Origin of the sequence: Profundibacterium mesophilum KAUST100406-0324, from assembly GCF_009835145.1 — a bacterium.
Taxonomy (GTDB): Bacteria; Pseudomonadota; Alphaproteobacteria; order Rhodobacterales; family Rhodobacteraceae; genus Profundibacterium; species Profundibacterium mesophilum.
Genome location: NZ_APKE01000007.1, coordinates 71,486 through 95,790, shown reverse-complemented (window position 1 = coordinate 95,790; position 24,305 = coordinate 71,486). Strand labels below are relative to the sequence as shown.

Sequence of the window (24,305 nt, the reverse complement as noted above, 5' to 3'; positions counted from 1 at the left end):
CTATGCTCCTCCCAGCAGGTCCGGCGTGGCACGCCCGACATCGGCATTGGGATTGATGATCAGGATGATTGAGCGCGCCGCCTCGACGAGGCCCTGCGCGGTGATGAGCAGCGCGCCGGCGAAGAGCGACAGCTTGATCGGCCACATCGGGTGACGCAGCACGCTGTCGTCGAGCTCGCCGAAGGCCCAGGCATCCTCGAAGAACCACCACCCCTCCCAGATCAGGACGCCGCCCCAGATCAGCAGGAAGATGCAGTTCAGAAGATCGAGGCAGGCATTGAAGCGCGGCCAGCGCGTCTTGGTCAGAAGATCGACCCTGACATGGCTGCCGCGCACCAGGGTATAGGCGCCGATCATCACGAAATAGGCGCCGAAGATGCGCTGCGTGTAGCCATGCGCCCAGATCGTCGGCGCGTTGAAGACGTAGCGCGCCACCACCTCGTAGCAGAGCACCACGATGCCGGCCCAGATCAGGAAGCTGACCGCCTTGCCGACGGCGATGTTGAACCGCTCGATCATGTTGAGGAATTTCATGAGGCTTCTCCTTGAGGACGCGGCGCGAGGCCCGCCGCCTCGAGGGCGCGCCGGGCAAAGCGCTCGGCGAGCGGACCCAGCTCCTCGGCCTCGCTCGATGCCGCGTTGCCGGCCCGTGCCCGGTCCGCGATGCCCACGAAGATCACGGCGAAGCGGAAGAGCGCGAAGGCCTCGTGGAACGCGCCGAGCGGCGGGGTCGGCCGCGCATGGGCGTAGTATTCGGCGACGAACTCCTCCTTGGACGGGATCCCGAGGGCCTCGCGGTCAAGGCCCAGGATGCCGCCATATTCCTCGGGGAGCGTCTGCCACGGCATCACGCAGAACCCCAGATCCGCGAGCGGGTGGCCCAGGGTCGAGAGTTCCCAGTCGAGCACCGCGATGACCCGCGGCTCGGTCGGGTGGAACATCATGTTGCCGAGGCGGAAATCCCCGTGCGCGATGGCGCTGGCGCCGTCATCGGGCGGCATGTTCGCCGGCAGCCATTCGGCAAGTGTGTCGAGCGCGGCGATACGCGGCCCCTCGCTCTGGCGGTATTGCTTGCTCCAGCGCCCGATCTGGCGCTCGAAATAGTTGCCCGGGCGGCCGTAATCGCCAAGGCCGATCTCGTCGGGGCGCAGCGCGTGCAGCGCGGCGAGCGTGCGGGCCATCGACAGATACATCCCGCGGCGCTCATCGGGGTCCAGACCCGGCAGGGCGCAATCGGAGAAGACGCGGCCCTCGAGCCGCTCCATCACGTAGAAGGGCGCGCCGAGGACCGAAGGCTCCTCCTCGAGGCGCAGCATCCGGGGGACCGGAAGCGCGGTCCCGGCGAGGGCGTCCATGACCCTGTATTCGCGCTCGACCGCATGGGCGCCGGGCAGGATCGGGCCGAGCGGCTTGCGCCGCAGGACCATCCGCATCTCGCCCCAGTCGAGGAAATAGGTCGGGTTGGACTGCCCGCCGTCGATCGGCGTCGCCGCCATGTCCGGGCCGCCTTGCGGGAAATGGCGCTCCAGCCAGGCGCGCAGCGCGGTTTCGTCGAGAGAACTCATGAAGAAGCCTCGTCCCTTGCACGCTGGCGCAGCGCGAATTTCTGAATCTTGCCCGTCGCGGTGCGCGGCAGCACCCCGAAGACGAAACGGCGCGGGCGCTTGAAGCCGGTCAGATGCTCCTTGCAGAACGCCTCGAGCCCCGTCGCGTCCAGCGCGCTGCCGGACCGGATCTCGACGAAGGCACAGGGGGTCTCGCCCCATTTGGGATCGGGCGCGGCCACCACCGCGGCCAGCAACACCTCCGGATGGCGGTGCAGCACCGTCTCGACCTCGAGGCTGGAGATGTTCTCGCCGCCGGAGATGATCACGTCCTTCATCCTGTCGCGGATCTCGATCTGGCCATCGGCATGCATCACCGCGAGATCGCCGCTATGCAGCGCACCACCCGAGAACACCGCCTCGCTGGCCTCGGGATCGCGGTAGTAGCCCGCCATGACCGTGTTGCCGCTCATCGTGATCTCGCCGATGCTCTCGCCGTCTGCCGGAACGTCCCGGCCATCCTCGCCGACGACGCGCACGCCGCCGACCGTCAGGTGACGCAGGCCCTGGCGCGACAGGCCCGCCGCCCGCTCCTCGACGCTGCCGGGCGCCGCGGGGCCCGGATCGTTGAAGGTGGAGGGGCCGTAGCATTCGGTCATCCCGTAGGCGTGGATCAACTCGAAGCCGCGCGCTTCCATGCCCTCCAGCAGGGTCGGCGTGGGCGCCGCCCCGCCCGTGACCACGAGCACCGGATGCGCGGCGGCCGGACCACCATGATCGAGGATCATGTAAAGGACGACCGGCGCACAGCACATGTGGCTGACTTCGTGGCGCGCGATGAGATCGAGGATCGGTGCCGGCTCGACCTTGTCGAGGCAGACATGCATGCCGCCCGCCGCCGTCACCGCCCAAGTGTGGCACCAGCCGTTGCAGTGGAACATCGGCAGCGTCCACAGGTAACTGCTGATGCGCGTCAGCCCCAGCGCCAGCACGTTGCCCAGCGCGTTCATCGTCGCGCCCCTGTGGGTAAGCACCACCCCCTTCGGCCGCCCGGTCGTTCCCGACGTGTAATTCAACGCGATCGCCTGCGTCTCGGAGGCGGGCATCCGGATATCGAGCGGCGGCACCGGACCCGAGAAGAAATCGAGCCCCTCTCCCGCGCCCGGCTCGCGGCAAAGCTCCGCGCCGGCGATGCCGGAGCCATCGAGCGCACCGGCCGCGCCCGGCTCGCACAGCACGATGCGCGCGCCGGCATGGGTGACGATGTAATGCAGATCGTCGGGCGCGAGACGGGTGTTGAGCGTGTTGAGCACCGCGCCGATGGCGGGAGCCGCGAAATGGGCGGCCAGCATCTCGGGACGGTTGCTCAGCATCACCGAGACGACATCGCCGGGGCCGATGCCCTGGTCGCGCAGCCAGCCGGCCATGCGCGCGACGATGGCGCCGAACTCGGCATAGCTCCAGCGATGTTCGCGCCACGCGACGGCGGGGCGGTCGGGGTGCTGCTCGAGGCTGCGGGTCAGGAAATCGATCGGTGTGAGCGGCCGGAAATTCGCGGCGCGCGGCGCTAGATGCGGATCATCGAACATGCGGCACCTCCTCTGCCTTGGATCAAATGTCTGCCATGCGGCCGCACCCTCCCCGGCACGGCCGCATGAGAGCGGATCACTCCGCCATCACGTCCCAGCTCCAGAACCCGCGGTCCTCCTTGGTGAGATGCTGCTCGAGCACCATCTTGTGCACCTCGTCGGCGCCGTCCACCAGCCGGGCCTGCCGGGCATAGCGGTAGATCCATTCGAGCGGCGTGTCGGTCGAATAGCCGCGCGCGCCGTTGATCTGGATGCCGGTATCGGCGGCCTTGTGCAGCAGGTTGGCCACGTGGACCTTCGCCATGGAGACCTCCTTGCGCGCGAAGCTGCCCTGATCGAGCGCCCATGCGGCCTTCATCACCAGCAGGCGGCCGACCTCGATCTGCATCGCCAGGTCGCCGAGCATCTGGCGGATCGTCTCGCGCTCGGCGAGCCGCACGCCGAAGCCCTCGCGCTCGGCGGCATAGGCCTGCGCGATCTCGACGGACCGTTTCGACAGGCCGAGCCAGCGCATGCAATGGGTCAGCCGCGCCGGCCCGAGCCGCATCTGCGTGAGCTTCAGCCCCAGCCCCTCGCCCAGCAGCACGTTGGAAGCATCGACCTCCAGCCCGTCGAAGCTCAGCTCGCAATGCCCGCCATGCTCCTCGGGGCCCATGATCGGAATGCGCCGCTCGATCTTCCAGCCGGGCTGATCGGCGTCGAAGAGAAAGGCCGTGAGGCCCCGGCGCGGATCGTCGGAGGTCTTGGCCATCACGATGAAATGCTGTGCGCTCTCGGCGCCGGTAATGAACCACTTGCGTCCGTTGATCACGTATTTGTCGCCCCGGCGCTCGGCGGTCGTCATCGTCATCGAGGGATCGGAGCCCGAGCCGGGCGCGGGCTCGGTCATCGCGAAGGCCGAGCTGACCTCGCCCGAGACGATCGGGTCGAGCCAGCGGGTCTTCTGCTCCGGCGTCGCAGCCTTCTCGAGCACCATCATGTTGCCGTCATCGGGCGCGGCCGAGTTGAACACGACCGGGCCGAAGATCGAGCGGTTCATCTCCTCGTAGCAGACCGCCATCCCGACCTTGTCGAGCCCGCCGCCGCCGGTTTCGCGCGACAGCTGCAGGCACCACAGGCCGGCCTCCTTGGCCTTGCGGCGCAGGGGCTCGAGATGGGCCTTGTTGATGTTGCCATGCGCGTCATAGGCCCCGCGATCCGCCTCGAGCGGGATGATCTCCTCCTCCACGAAGCGCGCGATGGCCGCCCGCGTCTCCTCGATTTTCGGAGATATCCTGAAATCCATCGCCGTTCCCTTCCCTTAGAGTGATGTCACGAGGTGGCCGCCATCGACCACGATATCCGAGCCGGTGATGAAGCTGCCGTGATCGGAAGCCAGCATCAGAAGCGGCGCGTCGAGCTCCTCCATCCGGCCGAGCCTGCGCATTGGAATGCGCCGGATCAATGCCTGACCGGCCTCGCCCTCGAAAAAGTCCCTGTTGATCTCCGTCGCGATATATCCCGGGCAGATCGCGTTGACCCTGATGCGGTGGCGCGCCCATTCCAGGGCGAGCGCGCGGGTCAGCTGGATCACCCCGGCCTTGGCGGCCGCGTAGGCCGCGAGCCCGCCGGCGACGCGGTGCCCGGTGATCGAGGCGATGTTGACGATGCTTCCGGGCGTCCCGGCGGCCTTCAGACTGCGCGCGGCGGCCTGCGAGACGCGAAAGACGCCGCCCAGATCGGTATCGAGAACCGCCTGCCAGTCCTGCTCCGCGGTGTCGAGCGCCGGCCCGTCGGCAGCGATGCCGGCATTGTTGATCACGATGTCATAGGGCGCGCCCTCGAAGGCGTCGCGGACCGAGTCGGGATCGCGAACATCGAGCGCGCAGGCATCGGCGCGGCCGCCCGATCCGGTGATCTCGCTTGCGAGGGCGGCGGCCTTCTCGTGGCGCCGCGCGGCCAGCGTGACGGCGGCGCCATGCGCGGCGAGGACCCCGGCGAAATGGATGCCGAGCCCGGAGGACGCTCCCGTGACAAGCGCCCTGCGGCCACTCAGATCGAAGCTCAACCGCCCTGTCGCGGGATCACTGGCACCTGCTGTCATTGGCTTTCCTCCCCGTTTCCGAGCGAACGCTCGCTTTATCAGTTGCACGAACGTTACGTCGCTGGCAAGTCTTGTGTTGCGCCACCGGAAGATGATCGCCGAGCATGGCCCGCACCGGCAGGAGAACCCGATCATGAGCCCATCCCCCATGACCCGCGCCGCCACGCAGACCGCCGCGACCGGCACCGGGATCGCGATGCCGAGCCTGTCCGATCTGTGCCGCTCCGTACTCGACAGCAATCGCGAGAAGATCGCCATCCAGAAGCCGGACGTGGCGCTGCGCAAGCTGGAGTTGATCCTGACATCGGCGCTCGAGCTGTCGAACGGCAAGGGTTTCCAGGCGATGAGCCTGCGCGATCTGTCCCGCGCTTCCGGGATCAGCATGGGCGGCCTCTACCAGTATTTCGACAGCAAGACGACGCTGCTCAAGATGATCCTGAGCGGGGTGTCCGGCGCGGTGGAGGGGGCGCTTGCCGACCCGCCACCCGAGGTCGAAGCCGATCCCAGGGCCCACCTGCTCTGGCTGATCGACACGCATGTCAGGCTGACCGAACAGATGCTGCCCTGGTTCACCTTCTCCTACATGGAAGCCAAGAACTTCCCGCTCGCCGAGCGCCGCGCCGCGATCGACAGCGAGGCACTGACCGAGAGTTACTTCGCGAATGTGATCGCGCGCGGGATCGCATCGGGCGCTTTCGCAGGATCGACATCGCCGCTGATGCCCGCCCTGATCAAGCCCCTCCTGCAGGAATGGTATGTCAAGCGCGCCAAGTACCGTCGGCGCGGCGTGACGATCGAGACCTATATCGCCACGGTGCAGCAGATGGTCCTCGACGCGACGGGCGCGAAGGCGCTGGAGACGCCGCCCGGCGGCTGAACCCCGCGCTCCCCCGCCTTCCCCCGCGCCCGACCCGTGCCCGGCCAGACACCCGGACGTCAGGTCTTGGCGCCCTCGCCCGCCTGCGCGCCCCTGTCCGGCGCGGCCTGGATGCCGGCGCCGCGCGCCGGGCTCGCGGCGCTTTCGGGCCTGCTGCAATAAAGGTCGTGCAGCGTCGCGAGCACCGCCGCGACCGCGTCGCTCTGCACCGAGTAGAAGATCGTCTGCCCGTCGCGGCGCCCCACGACCAGCCCCGCCTCCTTCAGCCGCTTGAGCTGCTGCGACATCGACGGCTGCGACAGGCCGCAGGCCCGCGCCAGATCGTTCACCGAGCGCTCGCCATCCAGCAGCCGGCACAGGATCTGCAACCGCGCCTCGGAGGCCAGCATCCCCATCAGCTCGGCGGCCGCCTTGATGTCGCCCTCGAGAAAACCTTCGGTAGCATTCATATCATCGCCATTGAATATATGATTAGCACCATATATGAATCCCCAGACAAGGTTCAAGCGATGTCGCATCGCGGACATGGTTAAGGAGATACACCCGTGGACACGGAATTCACACCCTGGCTTTCTCTTGCCGGCGGCATGCTGATCGGCGCCTCCGCCGTTCTGCTGATGGCGACGAATGGCCGTATTGCCGGGATCAGCGGGCTGACCTCGCGGGCCTTCGCGCGCGGCACGTCTGGCGAGGCGCGCGGCGTTTCGATCTTCTTCGTGCTCGGACTGCTGCTCGCCGCGCCGATCTGGCTGGCGCTGAACGGCGAGTGGCCAACGCAATGGGTGCCGGGCAACCTGCCCCTGATGGCGATCGCGGGACTGCTGGTGGGCTTCGGCGCGATCCTCGGCAATGGCTGCACCTCCGGGCACGGGGTTTGCGGCATCTCGCGCGGCTCGGCACGCTCCATCGTGGCGACGGTCACGTTCATGGCCAGCGCCTTCGCGACCGTGCTGGTCACCCGTCACCTGATCGGAGGATAATCCATGAAACAGCTCTTCGCCCTGCTCTGCGGGCTGATCTTCGGTTTCGGGCTGATCATCTCGGGCATGTCCGATCCGGCCAAGGTGCTCAACTTCCTCGATGTCTTCGGAAGCTGGGATCCGAGCCTCGCCTTCGTCATCGGCGGCGCCGTCGCGGTCAGCGCGCCCGGCCTTGCCTGGGTCACCCGCAGCCGCCGGGCACCGTTCTTCGGCGACACGTTCCACCTGCCCACCCGCACCGACCTCGACCCGAACCTGCTGACCGGAGCGGCGATCTTCGGCATCGGCTGGGGTCTTGGCGGCTTCTGCCCCGGCCCCGCCCTGACCGCGCTGCCGATCGCGGCGAGCGGCACGCTCGTCTTCGTGCCCTTCATGCTGGGCGGCATGTATCTTGCACGCCATACGCCCGATCTCGCACTTCTGGGAAAGAAAGGATTGATCCAATGAGCGATTCCCCCCTGGACAAGCCCGTGATCCGCCACTCCCCTTCCACCGGCCCGAACAGCCCCGATGTCTGGGGCATCTACGAGCCGGAGACGGGCTCGATCCAGTATGTCTGCGCCGATCCCGGCACGCGGAAAGCCGCGCTGATCGACGTGGCCTGGGATTTCGATCCCAAGAATTACGGCCTCTCCACCGAGAGCATGGACCGCATACTCGATCTGGTGCGCGAACACGGGCTCGAGGTCGTCTGGGTGCTCGACACGCATCCCCATGCCGATCACGTCATGGCCTCGGCCCAGCTCAAGGACCGCACCGGCGCGCCCAACGCGATCGGCGCGCTGGTGCCCCGGATCGCCGGCATCTGGGCCGATCTTTACAACCTGCACGGTGTCTTCGATCCCGCCCGGGACTTCGACAGGCTCCTGAAGGAGGGCGAGCGCATCGAGCTTGGTGCGCTCGAGATCGACGTGATGCTCTCGCCGGGCCATACGCTCGGCTCGATCACCTACCGGTGCGGCGATGCCGCCTTCGTGCATGACACCCTGATGCAACCCGATGTCGGCACCTCCCGGTCCGATTTTCCGGGCGGCGATACAGCCGAGCTGTGGCAGTCCATCCAGGACATCCTGGCCCTGCCCGGCGAGACGCGCCTCTTCGTCGGCCACGACTACGGCACGCAGAGCCGCAAGGAGCCCCGCTGGGAGGCAAGCGTGCAGGAGCACAAGGCCCGGAACGTCCATGTGAAGGACGGCACCCGGCGGGAGGACTGGATCGCACGGCGCAAGGAGCGCGATGCAACGCTGCCCCTGCCCGACCGCATCCTCGCCGCGTTGCAGATCAACCTGCGCGGCGGTCGTCTCCCGCAGGCGGAGGATGACGGCAACCACTACCTCAAGCTTCCGCTGAACCGCTTCGGCGGCGCGCAGTGAAGACGCGGCGGGCCGGCGCCCATGTCCGGCCCGCCCCCGATCGCCGCGGCGGTGCCCGTGGCGGCCTTCCCCTCCCCCCAATCGCCCAGAGGGCCCGATGATCCTGTCCTCCCTGTCGCGCCACCTGCCGATCCTCGACTGGGGCCGGCATTACGACCGCACTGCGCTGAGCGGCGACTTGCTCGCCGCGGTGATCGTGACGATCATGCTGATCCCGCAATCGCTGGCCTATGCGCTGCTCGCGGGCATGCCGCCCGAGGCCGGCATCTACGCCTCGATCGCGCCGATCGTCCTCTACGCGGTCTTCGGCACGAGCCGCGCACTCGCCGTGGGGCCGGTCGCGGTGGTATCACTGATGACCGCGGCAGCCGTGGGCGACATCGCCCAGAGCGGCACGGCGGGCTACGTGACGGCGGCGCTGACACTGGCGTTCCTGTCGGGCGCGATGCTGCTGGCGTTGGGACTGTTCCGCCTCGGGTTCCTCGCCAACTTCCTGTCGCACCCGGTGATCGCCGGCTTCATCACCGCCTCCGGCATCCTGATCGCGGCGAGCCAGCTGCGCCACATTCTCGGCATCCAGGGCGAGGGCCATACGCTGATCGAGATCGCGACCGGCCTTCTTGCGCATCTGGGCGAGGTCAACCTCATCACCGCCGCGCTGGGCGTCACGGCCACCGCCTTCCTGTTCTGGGTCCGCACGGGGTTGAAGCCGCTCCTGCGCCGCCTCGGGCTCGGGCCGCGCCAGGCCGATCTGGGCGCCAAGCTGGGGCCCGTTCTGGCCATCGTCGTCACGACGCTGGCGGTCTGGGCCTTCGATCTGGGCGCGCGCGGCGTTGCCGTCGTCGGCGAGGTGCCACAGAGCCTGCCGCCGCTGACCCTGCCCTCCGTCTCGCCCGCCCTGCTCTCGCAGCTTTTCATGCCGGCGCTGCTGATCTCGGTGATCGGCTTCGTCGAATCGATCTCCGTGGCACAGACCCTCGCGGCCAAGAAACGCCAGCGGATCGACCCCGACCAGGAACTGATCGGACTGGGCGCGGCCAATATCGGGGCCGCCTTCACCGGCGGGTTCCCGGTTACCGGCGGCTTCTCGCGCTCGGTCGTCAATTACGATGCCGGCGCCGCGACCCCTGCCGCGGGGGCCTACACGGCGGCGGGCCTCGCATTCGCCGCGCTCTTTCTCACCCCGCTGATCCATCACCTGCCCAAGGCGACGCTCGCGGCCACGATCATCGTCGCGGTGCTCAGCCTCGTCGACCTGTCCATCCTGAAACGCGCCTGGGGCTTCAGCCGGGCCGATTTCGCCGCCGTCTCGGTGACCATCGCGCTGACCCTCGTGCTGGGTGTGGAGACGGGTGTCGTGGCGGGGGTCGCCACCTCGATCTTCGTGCATCTCTACAAGACCTCCCGCCCCCATATCGCGGTGGTCGGCCGGGTGCCGGGAACCGAGCATTTCCGCAATGTCCTGCGCCACGATGTCGAGACGCAGCCGCATGTGCTGAGCCTGCGTGTCGACGAGAGTCTCTATTTTCCCAATGCCCGCTACCTGGAGGATCAGCTCGCCGCCTGCATCGTCGAGAAACCGCAGCTGACCGACGTGGTCCTGATGTTCCCCGCCGTGAACGAGATCGACCTTTCGGCACTGGAATCGCTCGAGGCGATCAATGCCCGCCTCGCGGATGCCGGCGTCACGCTGCACCTGTCGGAGGTGAAGGGACCGGTCATGGACCGCCTGCGCCGCAGCTCCTTCCTGGACGATCTGAGCGGCGAGGTCTTCCTCAGCCAGCACGAGGCCTGCTGCCGTCTCGCCGGGTCGCCGCGCCGCTCAGCGCCCCTCGGCCCGCCCGCCGACGCGGCGCACGAGCACCGGGATGAGCGCGGAGAGGACGAGTAGACGGAAGACATGATGCATCGCGACCACCGCCGCGCCGAGCCCCGTCTCGATGGCGATGGCGGCCATGACCTCGACCCCGCCGGGCGCGAAAGCCAGGAGCAGTCCCGCCACCGGCAGGTCCAGCACGGCCGCGACGATGAGCGCGCCGATGGCCGCGCAGATGCACGAGACCAGCGTCGCCAAGACGCCGGCCAGGAGCGCGCCGGTCAGCTCGGAGAAGGCGAAGCCGCGGAACCGGCTTCCGATCAGCCCGCCCATGCCCGTCAGCGCCGCGGTGACGAGCCAGTCCGGGAGCGCGCCCGGGGTCAGGCCGCTGCCGTGGCCCAGCGCCGATACCCCGAGCGCCCCCAGAAGAAGCGCGGCGGGCACCGCCAGACGGCGAAAGAGCAGCCCCGCGCCCAGTGAAAGCGCCGAAAGCACGGTGAATGCCGCCGGCCCGATGGTCGCGGCCGGGATGCCCCGCGCGGTGCCTTCGACACCCCACGCGGCGATGATCACCGGCACAAGCAACGTCAGCAGGACCACGCGGATGGATTGCACGAGGGTGATGCGCGGCAGGTCGGCCTTCAGATCGTCGGACAGGCCCATGATGAAGCTCAGATGCCCCGGTGTGGCGGCCAGAAGGGCATTCAGGGGCGTGAAGCCGAAAAGCCGGCGCAGGAGCAGCCGGTTGAGCGCGATCGACAGAAGCAGCGTCGCCACGAGGACCGCGAGCGAGACTGGCAAGGTCACGATCAACCCGAGCACCTCCGGCGTCACGGAGGTTCCGATCGACAGGCCGAGGACGACGAAGATGGCATCGCGCAGCCGGTGCGGAACGGAAGCGCGCAGGCCGAACATCGCCCCGACCGCGACGAAGGCGGCCGGTCCGGTCAGGGGGGCGGCGGGGAAGCCCAGCAGCCAGAAGATGCCCGCGCCGGCCGCCGCGAGGGCAAGCGTGGCGATCGGGCGGTCAGCCTGCGTCATGCGTCCAGAGGTATCGTGGCGGCGTGGGGCCCTTGTTGCGCCCGCCCTGCTCGGTTTGCTCCCAGGCATGGGCCAGAAGGCCGACCGATCGCGACAGGCCGAAGAAGCCCCGCGCGAGGGCGGCCGGGCAACCGAGCTCGGCATAGATCACGGCCGTGGCACCATCGATGTTGAGCGGCACGGGGGCGCCGCGCTGCTGCGCGAGCAGGGCGCCGATCGCGCGGGCCGAGGCGGCATGGCGTCCCGTCACCGCCCCTTCGGCCGCGGCCGCATCGACCAGCGACAGAAGGCATGGCGCGCGCGGGTCGACCGGCTTGTGGAAGCGATGGCCGAAGCCGGGAAGATACTTGCCGTTCCGCGCACGCCAATCGGCCAGAACGGCCTCCAGCTCGCTCCCCTCGAGACCCGCGCAGGCGCCGAAAAGCGCCACCGCCTGCTCGCCGGCGCCCCCATGCACATCGCCCAGCATGTTCAGCCCGGTCGCCATCGCCGATTGCAGCCCGATCCCGCAGGTCGCCGCCATCCGCGCGGCCGCGATGGAGGGCGCTTGGGGGCCGTGATCCACCGCCGAGACGAGCGCCGCCTCGAAAAGGGCGGCACGCGGTCCCTCGATCCGCTCGCCCATGACCAGAAGCCAGATGGTTTCGGCGAACCCCATCTTGCCGATGATCTGCTCGATGGGCGTGCCGCGCAGCGCGATGCGCCCCGGCTCCATCTCGATGATCGAGGTGCGCCACCAGTCGGATACGTCGCTCATGTCACACCCTGCTCTTTCATCCGCGCGATCTCTTCGGACGTGTATCCCAGCTCCCGCAGTATTGCGCCAGTCTGTGCGCCCAGGGTCGGCGGAGGGGTCTCGACGGAGGGCCGCCGCCCGTCGATCATCGCGCCGATCCGCATCAGCTCGATTTCGCGCTCGATGCCCGGAACGTCCTCGAAGCGGGCCAGGAAATCGCGATCCGCCACCTGTGGATGCGACAGGATCGCGGGCACGCTCATCACGGCCCCCGCCGGCACCCCCACGGCGTTGAGCGCGTCGGCCCAATGGGTGGCCGACCGGGTGGTCAGCACCGTCTCGAGTTCGGCCTTGAGTGTCAGGCGATTGGCCTTGCGCGCCTCGCGGTCGGCATAATCGGCACGCTCCAGCAGGTCGGCCCGGCCCAGCGCCCGGGCCAGGCTTTCCCATTGCACGTCGCGATTGGCGGCGATGTTCAGCAGCCCGTCGGCGCATTGGAAGCTGCCGGAGGGGGCGGATGTGGGGTTCTCGTTGCCGTGCGGCGCGGGCGCATTTCCCCCGATCAGGTGGTTCGACACCACCCATCCCATCGTCGCCAACATCGAATCGAGCATCGAGACATCGATCACGCAGCCGCGCGGCTCTGCGTTCAGCGCGGCGCAGACGGCCATGGCCGCGGTCAGCCCGCCGACCGTGTCGGCGAGCGGATAGCCCACGCGTTGCGGCGCGGCCTTGGCGCCGCCGGTGATCGACATGACGCCGGCTGCACCCTGCACGATCTGGTCATAGGCGGGCCGGCCGGCCCAGGGGCCATCCTGTCCGAAGCCAGAGATCGCGCAGTAGACGAGGCGCGGATTGCGGTCCCGCAGGACGCGCGGCCCCAGCCCCAGGCGGTCCATGACACCGGGGCGGAAATTCTCCACCAGCACATCCGCGGTGGCGACGAGCCGCTTGAGCGCCTCCTTGCCCCCGGCCGACTTCAGATCGAGCGTGACCGACTTCTTGCCGGCGTTCTGGGCGAGGTAGCTGATCCCCATTCCCCGACGCGACAGCGCGGGATCGGCGCCAAGCTCGCGCGCGAGATCGCCGCGTCCCGGCGCCTCGACCTTGATGACCTCGGCCCCCAGATGGGCGAGCTGGTGGCAGGCGAAGGGGCCGGCCAGGACATTGGTCAGGTCGAGCACCCTGATCCCGTCAAGGGGCTTTGCCGTGTCAGTCACCGTCGGCCACTCCGCGTGCCCGCGCCCGCGCCCGGCGGGCCCGGAAACCCGGCAGCAGCACGAGGATCGCGGCGAAGACCAGCAGACCCAGCGTCATCGGCCGCTCCCAGATGAACTCGATCCCGCGATAAAGCTGCATCGAGCGGGCGAAGTTATCCTCGAGCATCGTGCCCAGGATGAAGCCGATGAGCAACGGCGCGAGCGGATAGTCGGCGAACTTGAAGATCGTCGCCATCACGCCGAGTCCCACCAGCATCAGAAGCTCGGTCGCGTTATTCTGCCCGATATAGGCGCCCATCAGCGTGAAGAAGAGGATGAAGGGGATCAGGAAGGTGCGCGGGATCGTCAGGATCTTGGCGATGTAGGGAATGAGCGGCAGGTTCAGGATCAGGAGCACCAGGTTGCCGATATACATCGAGATGATCACCGCCCAGAAGATGTCCGGCTCGTCGGTCATCAGGCGCGGACCCGGCGTGACGTTGAGCGCGATGAGCGCGCCCAGCAGGATCGCGGTGGTCCCCGATCCCGGAATGCCCAGCGTCAGCAGCGGCACGAAGGAGCCGGTGCAGGCGGCGTTGTTGGCGGTCTCCGGTGCGGCGAGACCCTTGACCGATCCCTTGCCGAACTCCTTCTGCTCCTCCTCGGACGCGATGTTGCGCTCCACCGCGTAGCCAAGGAAGGACGCGATGGTCGCGCCGGCACCGGGCAGGACCCCGATGAAGAAGCCCTGGACCGACTGGCGTCCGATCACCGGCAGCATGGCGCGCCCCTCGGCGCGCGAGAAGCGCAGGTTGCCGATCTTGCCGGACCCGCCGCCCTCGGTCTGTGACCGTTTGGGATCGAGCACGAGGTAGATCGCCTCGGGCAGGGCGAACATCGCCATGGCCAGGGTGATGAAGCTGATGCCCGACTGCAGGTCCATCAGGCCCAGCGTGAAACGCGGCATGTTGAACAGGGCGCCCTCGCCCACGGTCGCGAGCATCAGGCCCAGTAGGGTCATCATCAGCGCCTTCGCGACCTGCCCCGTGCCGGCGAAGGCCGCGATCGCCGACAGGCCCACCACCATGAGCGCGAAATACTCCGCCGAATGGAACAGCAGTGCCACCGTCGAGAGTGCCGGCGCGAAGATCGCCAGCAGGATCGCCCCGATCGTGCCCCCCGCGAAGCTCGAGACGGCGGCGATGGTTAGTGCCTTTCCCGCCTGCCCCTTGCGCGCCATCGGGTAGCCGTCGAAACTGGTGGCGACGGTGCCCGCCACCCCCGGCGCGTTCAGCAGGATCGACGAGGTCGACCCCCCGAAGATCGCCCCGTAATAGACGCCGGCCAGCAGGATCAGCGCCGCCGTCGGATCGCCAAGGGTGATCGCCACGGGGATCATGATGGCGATGATCGACATCGGCCCCAGCCCCGGCAACATGCCGATGAAGGTGCCGATCAGGCAGCCGGCGACCACCATGGCCAGGTTCTGGAACGACATGGCGGCCGAAAGGCCCAGCAGGATGCCTTCGAGCATGGATCAGCCTTTCACAGGAAGGTCGGGAAGGGACGCAGGAAGATGCCGAGCACGCGCTCCACCAGCCACCAGACGAAACCGGAGGCCAGGACGGCCACGAGGATCGTGACGATCCAGCGCCGCTCGCCCAGGATCGCCGCCCCGAGGGCCAGAAAGAGCACCGTCGAGGGCAGGAAGCCGGCCGGGCGCAGGGCCAGCGCATAGACCACCATCAGTCCCAGGAGCAAAAGCGCCTGTCCGAGATTGTAGTCGTGTAGCCGTCGCCAGTTGATCGCCGAAGGGTCGGGCTCGGCCTCGTCATGCGCTTCGAGGCCGGTGAGAACGATCAGCCCGGCGATGATGCCCAGAACGCTCAGCACCTTTGGAAAGGTCGAGGGCCAGACCGGGTTGCGCTGCATGAAGGGCGGCAGCAGCTCGTCCATCGTGAAGAAGGCCAGATACCCGTAAGCGCAGCAGAATGCGACGAAGATCAGCGCGATCCAGCGATCCAGCGCCATGTTGTCTCCTCCCGTCGAGAAAATATCCGTGTGTCCGGGCGCGCGCATCAAGGGCGCGCCCGGACAGGCGGTGTCAGAGGAAGCCGAGCTGACGCATCAGATCGCCGATTTCCTGTTCCTGCTGTTCGAGGAAGGTGCGGAACGCCTCGCCGTCATTGTGGATGTTCACCCAGCCGTTGCGGGCGCGGACCTCTTCCCAGGCATCCGTCTCGTACATCTTCGACAAGGCCTCCTGCATCGCCGAGACCTGCTCCTCCGCCAGGCCAGGCGCCGCGAAGAAACCGCGCCAGTTGACGAACTCGGTGTCGATGTCCTGCTCCTTGAAGGTCGGCGCGCTGTCATAGGCGGGGACGCGCTCGGCGGCGGTCACCCCGAGGATGCGTACCTCGTCCTGCTCGGCCAGTGCGACCGCCTCGGAGAAGCCGGTGGAGAGCGCATCGATCTCGCCCGACAGGAGCCCGGCCATCGCCTCGCCGCCCGCGTCGTAGGGGATGTAGTTCAGCATGGTCGGGTCCTCGCCCGCCGCGCGCATCACCAGCGCCGCGACAAGGTGATCCATGCCGCCCGGAACGGAGCCGCCGCCCACGGCGAAGCCGTCGCCCTGCGCCTCGTAGGCCTCCAGAAGGCCCTGCATGTCCTCGATCTCGCTATCGTTCGGAACCACGATGGCGGCGTAATCGCCGATCGTGCCGGCAACCAGCGTCAGGTCGCGGAAGGATTGCGGGAAAACGCCGGTCAGCGAACGGATCACGATGGGGGTCGAGTTCACCATCACGGTATTGTCGAGGCTGTCGGCGTTCTCGATCATGTAGTTGATCGCCTTGCCGCCGCCGCCGCCCGACATGTTCTCGTAGCTTGCCGAGCCCACGAGACCGGATTTGGTCAGTGCCTCGCCGGTGCCGCGCGCCGTGCCGTCCCAGCCGCCGCCAGCCCCGCCCGGGATGATGAAATGCAGCTCCTCGATGACCTGCTCGGCCATGTGCTGCTCGGCATGGGCCATGCCCCCGAATGCGAATGCGGCCGTCGCGGCCAGCAGGGCCGCGCGACGCGTGATGGTCGTCTTCATTGGTATTCCTCCCGTTTGACAGGCGGTTGCGAACCGTCCATTCCTGTAGTCCATCACGGGAAGCTGACATGGACCTGACACGGTCCCGACGCGCTGCGGGGGACGGGAATGCGGTATCTGCTGGTCGAGGACAACGCCGAGCTTGCCGCCGCGATCCTGAAGCGGCTGATGCTCGACGGACATGCCGTCGATCATGCCGGATCGGTCGCCGAGGCGCAGGACTGGCTCGAGACGGCCAGCTACGATCTCATCCTGCTCGACGTGATGCTGCCCGATGGCGACGGGCGCGAGCTGCTGCGCCGAAGCCGGGCCGATGGCGGCACGCCGGTGATCATGCTGACCGCACGCTCGCAGATCTGCGACAGGGTGAGCATGCTTGACCAGGGGGCCGACGACTACATCACGAAGCCCTTCGACTTCTCCGAACTGGAGGCGCGCTGCCGCGCCGTCCTGCGCCGCCGCGGCGGCTCGCCGCGCAACGAGATCGCGATCGGCACCGCCTTCTTCGATCCCAGTTCCGGCCGCCTGCGCAAGGGCAACGAAACGACCGAGCTACGCAATCGCGAGACCCGGCTGCTCGAGGCCCTCGCGCGCCATGCCGGCCAGGTGATGTCGAAGGAACGCCTGCTCGACAGCCTGTTCTCCTTCGATGCGGACGTGACCGAGAATGCCATCGAGGTTTATGTCGGGCGGCTGCGCAAGCGCCTCGAGGGCACCGATGCGAGGATCGAGACGGTGCGCGGCCTGGGCTACCGGCTCGACCTGCCACGATGAGGCCCCTCGCCTCGATCCGCCAGCGCCTGACATTCCTGCTGGCCGGCGTGGCGGCGGTCCTGTCGATCCTGTCCTGGCTGACCGTGTCGGAATTCGCGCGCCGTGCCGTGGGGCGTGCGCAGGACAACGTCCTCGCCGCCTCGGTCACGAGCATCGTGGAGACCCTGCGCGCCGAGGAGGGCGAGGTTCAGCTCGAGCTCCCCTACTCGGCCTTCTCGATGCTCGGCGCGATCAGCGAGGACCGGGTCTTCTACCGCGCGGTGGCGGGCGGGCTTCTGCTGACGGGATACGGCGATCTTCCCGAACCACGCCCCGAGCCGCCCGAGCCCGGCGGCGTCGTCTTCGCGACCGCCGACTATGTCGGCGAGACGATCCGCATGGCCAGCGCCACGCGCATCGTGGCGGTCGCCGGCAACCGGGTCCCCGTCTCCGTCACCGTGGCGCAGACGACGACCGGCATCACGCAGGTGGCCAGGGACCTGTCGCGGATGGCGGCGCTGCTGTCGGTCGCCTTCTTTTGCATCGCCGTCACGCTCTCGGCCATCGCCGCGCGCGCCTCGCTCAAACCCCTCTCCGAGATCGCCGGCGCGGTCGCCCGGCGCGGCCCCTCGGACATGCGCCCCCTGCGGCGGCGCGCCCCGGCCGAGCTTTCGCCGCTGATCGAGGCGCTGGACAGGCTGATGCTGCGGCTGGCCGGCTCGCTGCGCCGCTCCGAGGATTTCATCGCCGAAGCCGCCCACCGCATCAGGACCCCGCTGGCGAGCGTCAGGATGCAATCGGAACTCGCTTTGGGCGAGGCGCGCACGTCCTCCGACCGCGCGCGCCTGCGCCTGATCATCCGCGCCGTGGATGAAAGCTCGCGCTCGGCGGGCCAGCTTCTCGACCACGCCACCGTCGCCTTCCGCGCCGAGGACCTGGCGCGCGATCCGGTCGATCTGTCGAAGCTCGCACTGAGAACCGCCGACGCGATCCGCCCGACCGCGACGATGCGCGACATCGAGATCTCCCTGCGCGCCGATCCCGCGCTAGTGTCGGGGGACGCGGTCCTGCTCGATACGGCGCTTCGCAACGTGCTCGACAACGCCGTGAAATACTCCCCCGTCGCCACCGACATCCACATTGCCGTCGGCGTGGAGGGGGGCGAGGCCTTCGTCCGGGTCTGCGATCAGGGGCCCGGCCTCGGCGGCGGGCCGCTCGACGCGCTGACCGAGCGGTTCCGGCGCGGCGAGACGGCGGCGGGGCACGTGGGATCGGGGCTCGGCCTGACCATCACGCGCGATGTCCTGCGCGCCCATGGCGGCAGGCTGATCCTGTCGAACCGCGATCCGAAAGAAGGAGGCGGCGCATGCGTCTCGCTCATCTTGCCCTCGGCCTGATCCTGCTGGCCGGCACCCTGTCCGCGCAGCCGGCGATCGAGGACCGTCATGTCTACGAGGGCTCCTCGCCGACCGTTCTGCGCATTCTGTCGACCGCGGACCTGTCGGTCTTCGATCCCTACCTGGCCGCCTTTCACCGGGCGAACCCGGCGATCGGCATCGATTACAGCGTGGTCTCCTCGGCAGACCTGGCGCGGATGATCCGCAAGGGCGCCGCCTATGACCTCGCCCTGTCATCGGCGATGGATCTGCAGTTCAAGCTCGCCAATGACGGCCACGCCCGGCGCTACCGCTCGGAGGCGACGCAGGCCCTTCCCGGCTGGGCGGGCTGGCGCGACCTCATCTTCGCCTTCACCGCCGAACCCGCCGTCATCGTCATCGCGCAAGATGCCCTCGCAGGTCTCGAGATCCCCGCCACGCGCCGCGACCTCATCACCCTGCTGCGCGAGCATCCCGGCCGGTTCCGTGGCCGGATTGGCACCTATGACGTGCGCAAGAGCGGGCTGGGATATCTCTTCGCCACGCAGGATGCACGGGCCACGGACGCCTATTGGCGCCTGTCGGAAGTGATGGGGCGGCTCGATCCGGAGCTTTACTGCTGTTCGGCCCAGATGATCGACGCGCTGGTGGAGGGCGAACTCGTCCTCGCCTACAACGTGCTGGGAAGCTATGCGCGGGACAGGCTCGCCGCGTCGGCCTCCGATGCCCTCGCGGTGGTCGAGATGGAGGATTTCGCCAATGTCATGCTGCGCACCGCGATCATTCCGCGCCAGGCCGATGCCCCGGAACTGGCCGGCGCCTTCATCGATCACCTGATCGGGATCGGCCTGCGCTCCGCCGCCGGATCGTGGCCGCTTCCCGCGCTGAGCGGTATCGATGCCGCCCAGGCCGCCGGCTTCGGCCCCATCCGCCTGGGTCCGGGGCTGATGGTCAATCTCGACAGGCTGAACCGCCGCAATTTCCTCAGGGCCTGGGAGAACGCGGTCAGGCAAGGCGCGGATGCGCCCGCCGGCGCGGCGCCGGCGGCGAGGGAGAACAGCGCGCCGCCGCGCAAGTGACCACCCGGGCCCGCGACGGGGATGACAGGCTCGTCCATCCGCTGCGTGAAATGGCGCCGACCCGCGCAGGCATTCCACGAGCGCCGCGAGCATGGGCATCAGGGTTCAGGAGGATCGGAGGCCCCCGGACCCCCTGCCGAACATCATTCCGCCACCCCTCATCGCCTGCTTCCTTCGGGTTGGCCCTGCAGCTCGCAGCAAGCCGATGACGATGAGACGGGGATCCGTTGCCCCGATGCCCGGCGCAGGTGGGAGCCGCACCCGAGGCATGGGGCAGAGGATGGGTCGGAGATCATCCCTTGCTCGCCTCCTTCGCGATGCGCATCGAGATCTCTTCGGCAAGGGCTTCTGGCGGCTGATCGCCCTCGATGAACACCGCCTCGAAGGCACCGTCCGGGCGCATGAGATAGATGTGCCCCGCATGGGCCATCATATAGCCGTGGGGCGCATCCGCGTTCTCGAGCCGCTCGTGGTAGACCTTGAAGGCCTCGGCGGCATCGGCGATCTGCGCCTCGCTTCCCGTCAGGCCGAGCAGCCGGGGATGGAAGGCGGTGACGTATTCGGCGAGGACTTCGGGCGTGTCGTGCTCGGGGTCGACCGTCACGAAGAGCGGCGCGACACGGCCCGCCTCCGCCCCCAGCAGATCGAGCACGCCGCCCATGTAGGCCAGCGTCGTGGGGCAGATGTCGGGGCATTGCGTGAACCCGAAGAAGACGAGTTGCCACCGGCCCGCAAAATCGCCTTGGGTGACGGTCTTTCCATGGTGATCGACAAGCCTGAACTCCGAACGGATATCGGCCTCGCCGGTATAGGAGACCCGGTGCCCATGATCCGCGCCCGTTCCCGGCATGACGAGGGCCGCGACCAGGATGGCGGCGATGATGCTGCCGGCCCACAGGGCCTTGATGAGCCGGCGGCGGGCGGGTGTGATGTCGGTCATGATGCAAATCCGGACGGTGCGCCGCCCGGCCCTGCGGCCGAACGGTGCGCGGGGCCGGCATCACCCCGGGCGCGCGGGGCGCCCCCGCTCATGAGCCGCCCTCCACATTGCCGGTCACCTCCGCCTGGAAGGCGCGCTCGCGTTCCGGCCATGTGCTCTTGATATAGGCGAGAACGGCGGCGATCTCGTCATCGCCAAGGATACCCTCGAAGGCGGGCATGTCGCTTTCGTAGCCGGGGACGACGGCGCCGACCCCGAATTTGGTGATGGTAAAGAGCTGCCCATCCGCGTGATGCCAGCTATGGCCCGTCTCGTCATGCGGGGGGGCCGGCATGCGGCCATTTTCAAGCCGCCGCCGCCAATCGGGCTGCCCCTCGCGCTCCGCGCCGTGGCAGGAGGCGCAGTTTTCGGCATAGACCTCCCGGCCCCGCTCGAGCACCGCGCCGTCCACGGACTCGCCCATGAAGGCAAGCGGGGGCATGTCCTTCTCGCCCCCCGCCCAAACCGCCAGCCCCAGAAGCGCCGCGGCGCCGGCCGTCCCGCCCAGGATCAGCCGCCTCATGCCGGCCTCCGCAGAAACTTCACCAGGGCCAGCATGCCAAGGACCAGCACCCCCACCATCAAGATCAGCACCAGCCCGCCGAACCCCATCATCGCGGCCATCATCGGGCCGCCCATCATGTCCATCATCGGACACTCACTCATTGGAATAGACGGTGACCCCGTCCTCCCCGAAGGCATAGGTCTTGAGCGTGCCGCTCTTGCCCGCCATGCCGGGCGCGTTGCTTGGCATTCCCGGCAGGGTGATGCCCGTGATCTCGGGCCGCTCGGTGGTCAGGCGGTCGATGATGTCGGCGGGCACGAGCCCGCTGACATAGTAGCCGTCCACCTCCGCCAGGTGACAGCCGAGCCCCTGCTCCGGAACGCCGACCTCGACGGAACGCTTGTCGAAATCGCGGTCGTCGATGCGGGTGACGTGATAGCCTTCGCCTTCCATGTAATCTGCATAGGCATCGCAACAGCCGCAGGATGGGTCGCGCCAGATGGTCATTTGCCGGTCCGCGGCAACCGTCGCCGCCATGTCACTCGCGGTGTCGTCCCCGGCGAGGCCGAGCGTCGCGAACCCGAGGATGCCGGCGGCGGTCAGTGTGGCGGCCGCGCCAAGTGTGCGTTTCGTTTTCATGTCAGATATCCTTGAAAGATGTTGAGAGGGTCCAGGTCGCACCGCCGTCGTCGCTGACGGACAGGCCGCCCGCGCGGCCGGCGACAAGGTGGTTCGGATCGCCCGGATCGACGGCCAGCGCCTCGATTGCCCCGGCCGAGGCGAGGGTCCAGTTCACCCCGGCATCCGCAGAGGCCCAGAGGCCGCTGCGCAAGCCGGCATAGAGCCGCAGCGGCGTCTCCGGGGCGAGGGCCAGGCGGCCGACCGGCTCGCCCTCGGGCAGGGGATTGGCCGGCGGCGGCGTCCTGCCGGCGGCAAGCGCATCCATCGCACCGCCCGCCGTCACGTCCTGCCAGCGGCAAAAGCAATCGGGCACGCGCGTCAGCCCCGCCTTCGTCCCGGCATAAAGCCAGATACCGCCCATGCCGGTCGGGCTGGCGAGCGAGACGAGGCTCAGCACGTCATGTTCGGCCCCGGCAAGATAGGGCCTGTCCATCACGAACTCCCAGGTTTCCCCGGCATCCCGGCTGCGCCAGAGCCCGTCGCCTTCGAGCGCGGCATAGATCATGTCGGGCTCAAGCGCGGCGATGGTCAGCGCGGTGATCTGGGCATCCGGCAGACCGGCGGCATCGCTCCAGCTCTGGCCTCCGTCGGCGCTGCGCCGCAGCCCACCGCCCGCGAGGGCGGCGACGAGTGCCCCGGCGCGCCGCGGGTGGCTGGCAAGACACGTCACCGGCTCGGCGAGGGGCAGCTTTTCGGCCCCCTCGGGGTGCAGGCGCCAGAGCCCGGCCCGGGTGGCGACGACCGGCGCGCCGGCATCGAAGGCAAGCGCGCGGACTGCGGTATCAGGAGCGGCGAGGATGGCACGGGGAAGGATCAGCGGCGCGCAGAACGCGGCAAGACCGCGGCCCAGAAAGCGCCGGCGCGAGAGGTCTCGCGGAGAGAAGACAGACATTGAGACAGTTCCCGAAGGTGACAGGTAGCGTCGATCGCGCCGGCCGGTCTTTGGCAGGCATGGCGGGACCGGGCCGTCACCCCCAGGTGCGGCCGGTCAGGCGAGGACGCTGTTTCGCGGGGGAAAGGGGTCCGAACCGGGATCGAGCCCCACCAACCTGTCATCGCCCGATTGTCCCAGGGCCGTGGTCCGCAAGGTCAGGGGCGAGAGTTGCTGCGCTTTGCCCGACACGTGGACCGGGGCCGTGCAATCCATGTCGCACAGGGGAACCTCGGCCATGTCCTCGGAGCAGGCGGGACAGAGCTCGCCCTGCTCCACGTCCGGCGCCGTGGCCGCGCTGGCCATGTCCAGTGACATTCTCGCACCGGCCAGGTCATGCATCAGCACGCCGCCCAGAAGGGCAAGCGACAGGCAGAGCGTGGCAAGGCGGAGCAGGATGCGCATGACCGTTGTGTAGGCAGTTCCATCCGGCCTGTCGAGGTTTGCCTCGCCCCCTGCCCTTCAACAAATCCTGATGACGCGCCTTTCGCGACCCGGACAGACCAGCGAGCCCGGATCCGAAGCCCCCGCCGGGCAGGCCGCCGGCATCGCCCCGACCTGCGCCGCCGTCAGTCCCGGCTTGATTGCCAGCGAGAAGACGTCGATCAGGTCCGCATGGTCCGGCCCGAGCATGTGAAGGCCAAGGGCCATGGCCGTCTTTGCCGGTGATGATTCTCGCGCCCGCATGGCCCTTGCCGATGCGTTTCTGCGAGAACCAGCCCTGGGTGTCGGTGATGCTCACCTCCACATCACCTTTCTCGCGGGCCTCATTCTGCAAGCCGACCCGCGCCAGTTCGGGGATGGTGAACACCACGCCCGGCATCCCGGTGCAGTCCGGCTCGGTCCGCTTGCCTTTCAGCATGTTTGTGGCGGCGATCTTGCCCTCCAATACCGCGACCGGGGTCAGGGGCTTGCCGGGGAGGCGGCGGCGTCACCGGCGGCGTAGATGCGCGCGTTCGCTGGCGATTGCAGCCACGGCGCGACGTTCACCCCGCCATGCTCGGCCTCGGTCCTGGCGGCGAGGGCGAGATGATCGGTGGCGGGCACCCGGCTCGCTCCGCGATATGCGCGAACTCGGAAGAGATGTAGCCGCCACCGACGAGGACGATCCGGCGCGCAGCAACTTCTTCGGATCGCACCCCCTGAGCGCGCAGGTGCCGCCATGGGGCCGCTCGTCGGCGATGGCGACGATCCGGCCGGCACGCGCGCATGTCTTCGCGGCGGTTATCCCGGCGCCGATCACGATCAGGTCGAGCGTATCGGTCACTTCGGCGCCCCTTTGGATCGTGGTGAGGTTTTCGATCTCAGACGGGTGTCCGGGGGCCGGCCACGATGATCAAGGCGCCCAGTAGGCAAAGGCTGACGCCGATCAGATCCCACCGGTCCGGCCGCACCCCCTCGACTGCCCAGAGCCAGGCCAGCGAGGCCGCGATGTAGATGCCGCCATAGGCCGCGTAGGCGCGTCCGGCGGCCGCGCTGTCGGCCAGAGTCAGCAGGAAGGCGAAGAGCGCGAGCGAAGCCATGCCCGGCCCAATCCACCATATCGGCTTGTCGAGCCGGAGCCAGGCCCAGAAGGCGAAGCATCCGGCAATCTCGGCGAGGGCTGCGCAGATATAGGCGGCAAGGGTCGGCATGGGCTTCTCCCCCGTATTGTGCGGCGATCGCG

29 protein-coding genes are annotated in these 24,305 nt (G+C 68.5%); 8 read left to right on the top strand and 21 right to left on the bottom strand.

The genetic code is table 11. The annotated features are described in order from the left end of the window. The 5 genes from PMES_RS02535 to PMES_RS02515 all read right to left on the bottom strand — a co-directional run bounded on the left by PMES_RS02535 (window position 1) and on the right by PMES_RS02515 (window position 5,216). Window positions 1–534, bottom strand: coding sequence for a TRAP transporter small permease subunit (locus PMES_RS02535; RefSeq protein ID WP_236549671.1), 534 nt, complete (start codon window positions 532–534; stop codon window positions 1–3). Beyond that, entirely contained in the window at window positions 531–1,565 is a 1,035-nt protein-coding gene (locus PMES_RS02530; protein WP_159963960.1) for a phosphotransferase family protein, read from the bottom strand. The genes PMES_RS02535 and PMES_RS02530 overlap by 4 nt, the downstream gene beginning before the upstream one ends. Next, on the bottom strand, window positions 1,562–3,133 hold the full coding sequence (locus PMES_RS02525) for an AMP-binding protein (RefSeq protein WP_159963959.1): 1,572 nt from the start codon (window positions 3,131–3,133) through the stop codon (window positions 1,562–1,564). The genes PMES_RS02530 and PMES_RS02525 overlap by 4 nt, the downstream gene beginning before the upstream one ends. 76 nt (window positions 3,134–3,209) lie before the next feature. After that, the gene (locus tag PMES_RS02520) at window positions 3,210–4,418 is read right to left on the bottom strand and encodes an acyl-CoA dehydrogenase family protein (RefSeq protein WP_159963958.1); all 1,209 of its coding nucleotides are present in this window, start codon (window positions 4,416–4,418) and stop codon (window positions 3,210–3,212) included. Window positions 4,419–4,433: 15 nt separating this feature from the next. Further along, complete coding sequence (locus PMES_RS02515; protein WP_159963957.1) at window positions 4,434–5,216, bottom strand: SDR family NAD(P)-dependent oxidoreductase; 783 nt, start codon at window positions 5,214–5,216, stop codon at window positions 4,434–4,436. Window positions 5,217–5,349: 133 nt separating this feature from the next. Between PMES_RS02515 and PMES_RS02510 the strand changes: the two genes are divergently transcribed. Beyond that, on the top strand, window positions 5,350–6,093 hold the full coding sequence (locus tag PMES_RS02510) for a TetR/AcrR family transcriptional regulator (protein ID WP_236549670.1): 744 nt from the start codon (window positions 5,350–5,352) through the stop codon (window positions 6,091–6,093). 59 nt (window positions 6,094–6,152) lie between these two features. On the opposite strand, the gene PMES_RS02505 is transcribed toward PMES_RS02510, so the two are convergent. Continuing rightward, complete coding sequence (locus tag PMES_RS02505; RefSeq protein ID WP_159963956.1) at window positions 6,153–6,542, bottom strand: ArsR/SmtB family transcription factor; 390 nt, start codon at window positions 6,540–6,542, stop codon at window positions 6,153–6,155. A 96-nt stretch (window positions 6,543–6,638) separates the two neighbouring features. Between PMES_RS02505 and PMES_RS02500 the strand changes: the two genes are divergently transcribed. The 4 genes from PMES_RS02500 (at window position 6,639) to PMES_RS02485 (ending at window position 10,337) form a co-directional block, all read left to right on the top strand. Next, window positions 6,639–7,073 carry a YeeE/YedE family protein gene (locus PMES_RS02500; RefSeq protein ID WP_159963955.1) on the top strand — a complete coding sequence of 145 codons (435 nt, stop codon included), beginning with the start codon at window positions 6,639–6,641 and terminating at the stop codon, window positions 7,071–7,073. Between the two features lie 3 nt (window positions 7,074–7,076). Then, window positions 7,077–7,520: a YeeE/YedE family protein gene (locus PMES_RS02495; RefSeq protein ID WP_159963954.1), complete on the top strand. Its 444-nt coding sequence runs from the start codon at window positions 7,077–7,079 to the stop codon at window positions 7,518–7,520. Then, on the top strand, window positions 7,517–8,446 hold the full coding sequence (locus tag PMES_RS02490) for an MBL fold metallo-hydrolase (protein WP_159963953.1): 930 nt from the start codon (window positions 7,517–7,519) through the stop codon (window positions 8,444–8,446). The genes PMES_RS02495 and PMES_RS02490 overlap by 4 nt, the downstream gene beginning before the upstream one ends. Window positions 8,447–8,543: 97 nt before the next feature. Then, window positions 8,544–10,337: a SulP family inorganic anion transporter gene (locus PMES_RS02485; RefSeq protein ID WP_159963952.1), complete on the top strand. Its 1,794-nt coding sequence runs from the start codon at window positions 8,544–8,546 to the stop codon at window positions 10,335–10,337. Here PMES_RS02485 and PMES_RS02480 read toward each other — a convergent pair. The 6 genes from PMES_RS02480 to PMES_RS02455 all read right to left on the bottom strand — a co-directional run bounded on the left by PMES_RS02480 (window position 10,269) and on the right by PMES_RS02455 (window position 16,335). Further along, window positions 10,269–11,303, bottom strand: coding sequence for an AbrB family transcriptional regulator (locus PMES_RS02480; protein WP_159963951.1), 1,035 nt, complete (start codon window positions 11,301–11,303; stop codon window positions 10,269–10,271). The two genes, PMES_RS02485 and PMES_RS02480, sit on opposite strands and share 69 nt — an antisense overlap. Continuing rightward, on the bottom strand, window positions 11,290–12,060 hold the full coding sequence (locus PMES_RS02475) for a citryl-CoA lyase (RefSeq protein ID WP_159963950.1): 771 nt from the start codon (window positions 12,058–12,060) through the stop codon (window positions 11,290–11,292). The genes PMES_RS02480 and PMES_RS02475 overlap by 14 nt, the downstream gene beginning before the upstream one ends. Then, the gene (locus PMES_RS02470) at window positions 12,057–13,259 is read right to left on the bottom strand and encodes a CaiB/BaiF CoA transferase family protein (protein WP_236549669.1); all 1,203 of its coding nucleotides are present in this window, start codon (window positions 13,257–13,259) and stop codon (window positions 12,057–12,059) included. Before PMES_RS02470 ends, PMES_RS02475 begins: the two co-directional genes overlap by 4 nt. Then, window positions 13,252–14,772 carry a tripartite tricarboxylate transporter permease gene (locus PMES_RS02465; protein ID WP_159963949.1) on the bottom strand — a complete coding sequence of 507 codons (1,521 nt, stop codon included), beginning with the start codon at window positions 14,770–14,772 and terminating at the stop codon, window positions 13,252–13,254. Before PMES_RS02465 ends, PMES_RS02470 begins: the two co-directional genes overlap by 8 nt. An 11-nt stretch (window positions 14,773–14,783) precedes the next feature. Next, a complete protein-coding gene (locus PMES_RS02460) occupies window positions 14,784–15,269 on the bottom strand; it encodes a tripartite tricarboxylate transporter TctB family protein (RefSeq protein WP_159963948.1) in 486 nt (161 codons plus the stop codon). A 73-nt stretch (window positions 15,270–15,342) separates the two neighbouring features. Then, window positions 15,343–16,335 (bottom strand): tripartite tricarboxylate transporter substrate binding protein, encoded by a 993-nt coding sequence (locus tag PMES_RS02455; RefSeq protein WP_159963947.1) that lies wholly within the window; start codon window positions 16,333–16,335, stop codon window positions 15,343–15,345. Window positions 16,336–16,443: 108 nt separating this feature from the next. Here PMES_RS02455 and PMES_RS02450 point away from each other — a divergent pair, with 108 nt between their 5' ends. From PMES_RS02450 to PMES_RS02440, 3 genes are read left to right on the top strand one after another with little or no spacing between them, the layout of a single operon-like run. Beyond that, window positions 16,444–17,109 (top strand): response regulator transcription factor, encoded by a 666-nt coding sequence (locus tag PMES_RS02450; RefSeq protein ID WP_159963946.1) that lies wholly within the window; start codon window positions 16,444–16,446, stop codon window positions 17,107–17,109. Continuing rightward, the gene (locus PMES_RS02445; protein WP_159963945.1) at window positions 17,106–18,485 is read left to right on the top strand and encodes a sensor histidine kinase; all 1,380 of its coding nucleotides are present in this window, start codon (window positions 17,106–17,108) and stop codon (window positions 18,483–18,485) included. The genes PMES_RS02450 and PMES_RS02445 overlap by 4 nt, the downstream gene beginning before the upstream one ends. Further along, window positions 18,455–19,543 carry an ABC transporter substrate-binding protein gene (locus tag PMES_RS02440; protein WP_159963944.1) on the top strand — a complete coding sequence of 363 codons (1,089 nt, stop codon included), beginning with the start codon at window positions 18,455–18,457 and terminating at the stop codon, window positions 19,541–19,543. Before PMES_RS02445 ends, PMES_RS02440 begins: the two co-directional genes overlap by 31 nt. Window positions 19,544–19,835: 292 nt before the next feature. On the opposite strand, the gene PMES_RS02435 is transcribed toward PMES_RS02440, so the two are convergent. The 9 genes from PMES_RS02435 to PMES_RS02405 all read right to left on the bottom strand — a co-directional run bounded on the left by PMES_RS02435 (window position 19,836) and on the right by PMES_RS02405 (window position 24,273). Then, window positions 19,836–20,483 (bottom strand): SCO family protein, encoded by a 648-nt coding sequence (locus PMES_RS02435; RefSeq protein WP_159963943.1) that lies wholly within the window; start codon window positions 20,481–20,483, stop codon window positions 19,836–19,838. Window positions 20,484–20,571: 88 nt separating this feature from the next. Further along, entirely contained in the window at window positions 20,572–21,045 is a 474-nt protein-coding gene (locus PMES_RS02430) for a c-type cytochrome (RefSeq protein ID WP_159963942.1), read from the bottom strand. Continuing rightward, the gene (locus PMES_RS16825; protein ID WP_268892402.1) at window positions 21,042–21,173 is read right to left on the bottom strand and encodes a hypothetical protein; all 132 of its coding nucleotides are present in this window, start codon (window positions 21,171–21,173) and stop codon (window positions 21,042–21,044) included. The genes PMES_RS02430 and PMES_RS16825 overlap by 4 nt, the downstream gene beginning before the upstream one ends. A gap of 7 nt (window positions 21,174–21,180) precedes the next feature. Continuing rightward, on the bottom strand, window positions 21,181–21,666 hold the full coding sequence (locus PMES_RS02425; protein ID WP_159963941.1) for a DUF411 domain-containing protein: 486 nt from the start codon (window positions 21,664–21,666) through the stop codon (window positions 21,181–21,183). 1 nt (window position 21,667) lies between these two features. Continuing rightward, entirely contained in the window at window positions 21,668–22,600 is a 933-nt protein-coding gene (locus PMES_RS02420) for a WD40/YVTN/BNR-like repeat-containing protein (RefSeq protein ID WP_236549668.1), read from the bottom strand. Between the two features lie 96 nt (window positions 22,601–22,696). Further along, window positions 22,697–23,044, bottom strand: a complete 348-nt coding sequence (locus PMES_RS02415; protein ID WP_159963940.1) for a hypothetical protein — start codon at window positions 23,042–23,044, stop codon at window positions 22,697–22,699. A 57-nt stretch (window positions 23,045–23,101) separates the two neighbouring features. After that, window positions 23,102–23,290, bottom strand: coding sequence for a hypothetical protein (locus PMES_RS16645; protein WP_236549667.1), 189 nt, complete (start codon window positions 23,288–23,290; stop codon window positions 23,102–23,104). Between the two features lie 252 nt (window positions 23,291–23,542). Continuing rightward, on the bottom strand, window positions 23,543–23,686 hold the full coding sequence (locus PMES_RS16640) for a hypothetical protein (protein WP_236549666.1): 144 nt from the start codon (window positions 23,684–23,686) through the stop codon (window positions 23,543–23,545). Between the two features lie 257 nt (window positions 23,687–23,943). Continuing rightward, window positions 23,944–24,273, bottom strand: coding sequence for a YnfA family protein (locus PMES_RS02405; protein ID WP_159963939.1), 330 nt, complete (start codon window positions 24,271–24,273; stop codon window positions 23,944–23,946). Between the last annotated feature and the right edge of the window lie 32 nt (window positions 24,274–24,305).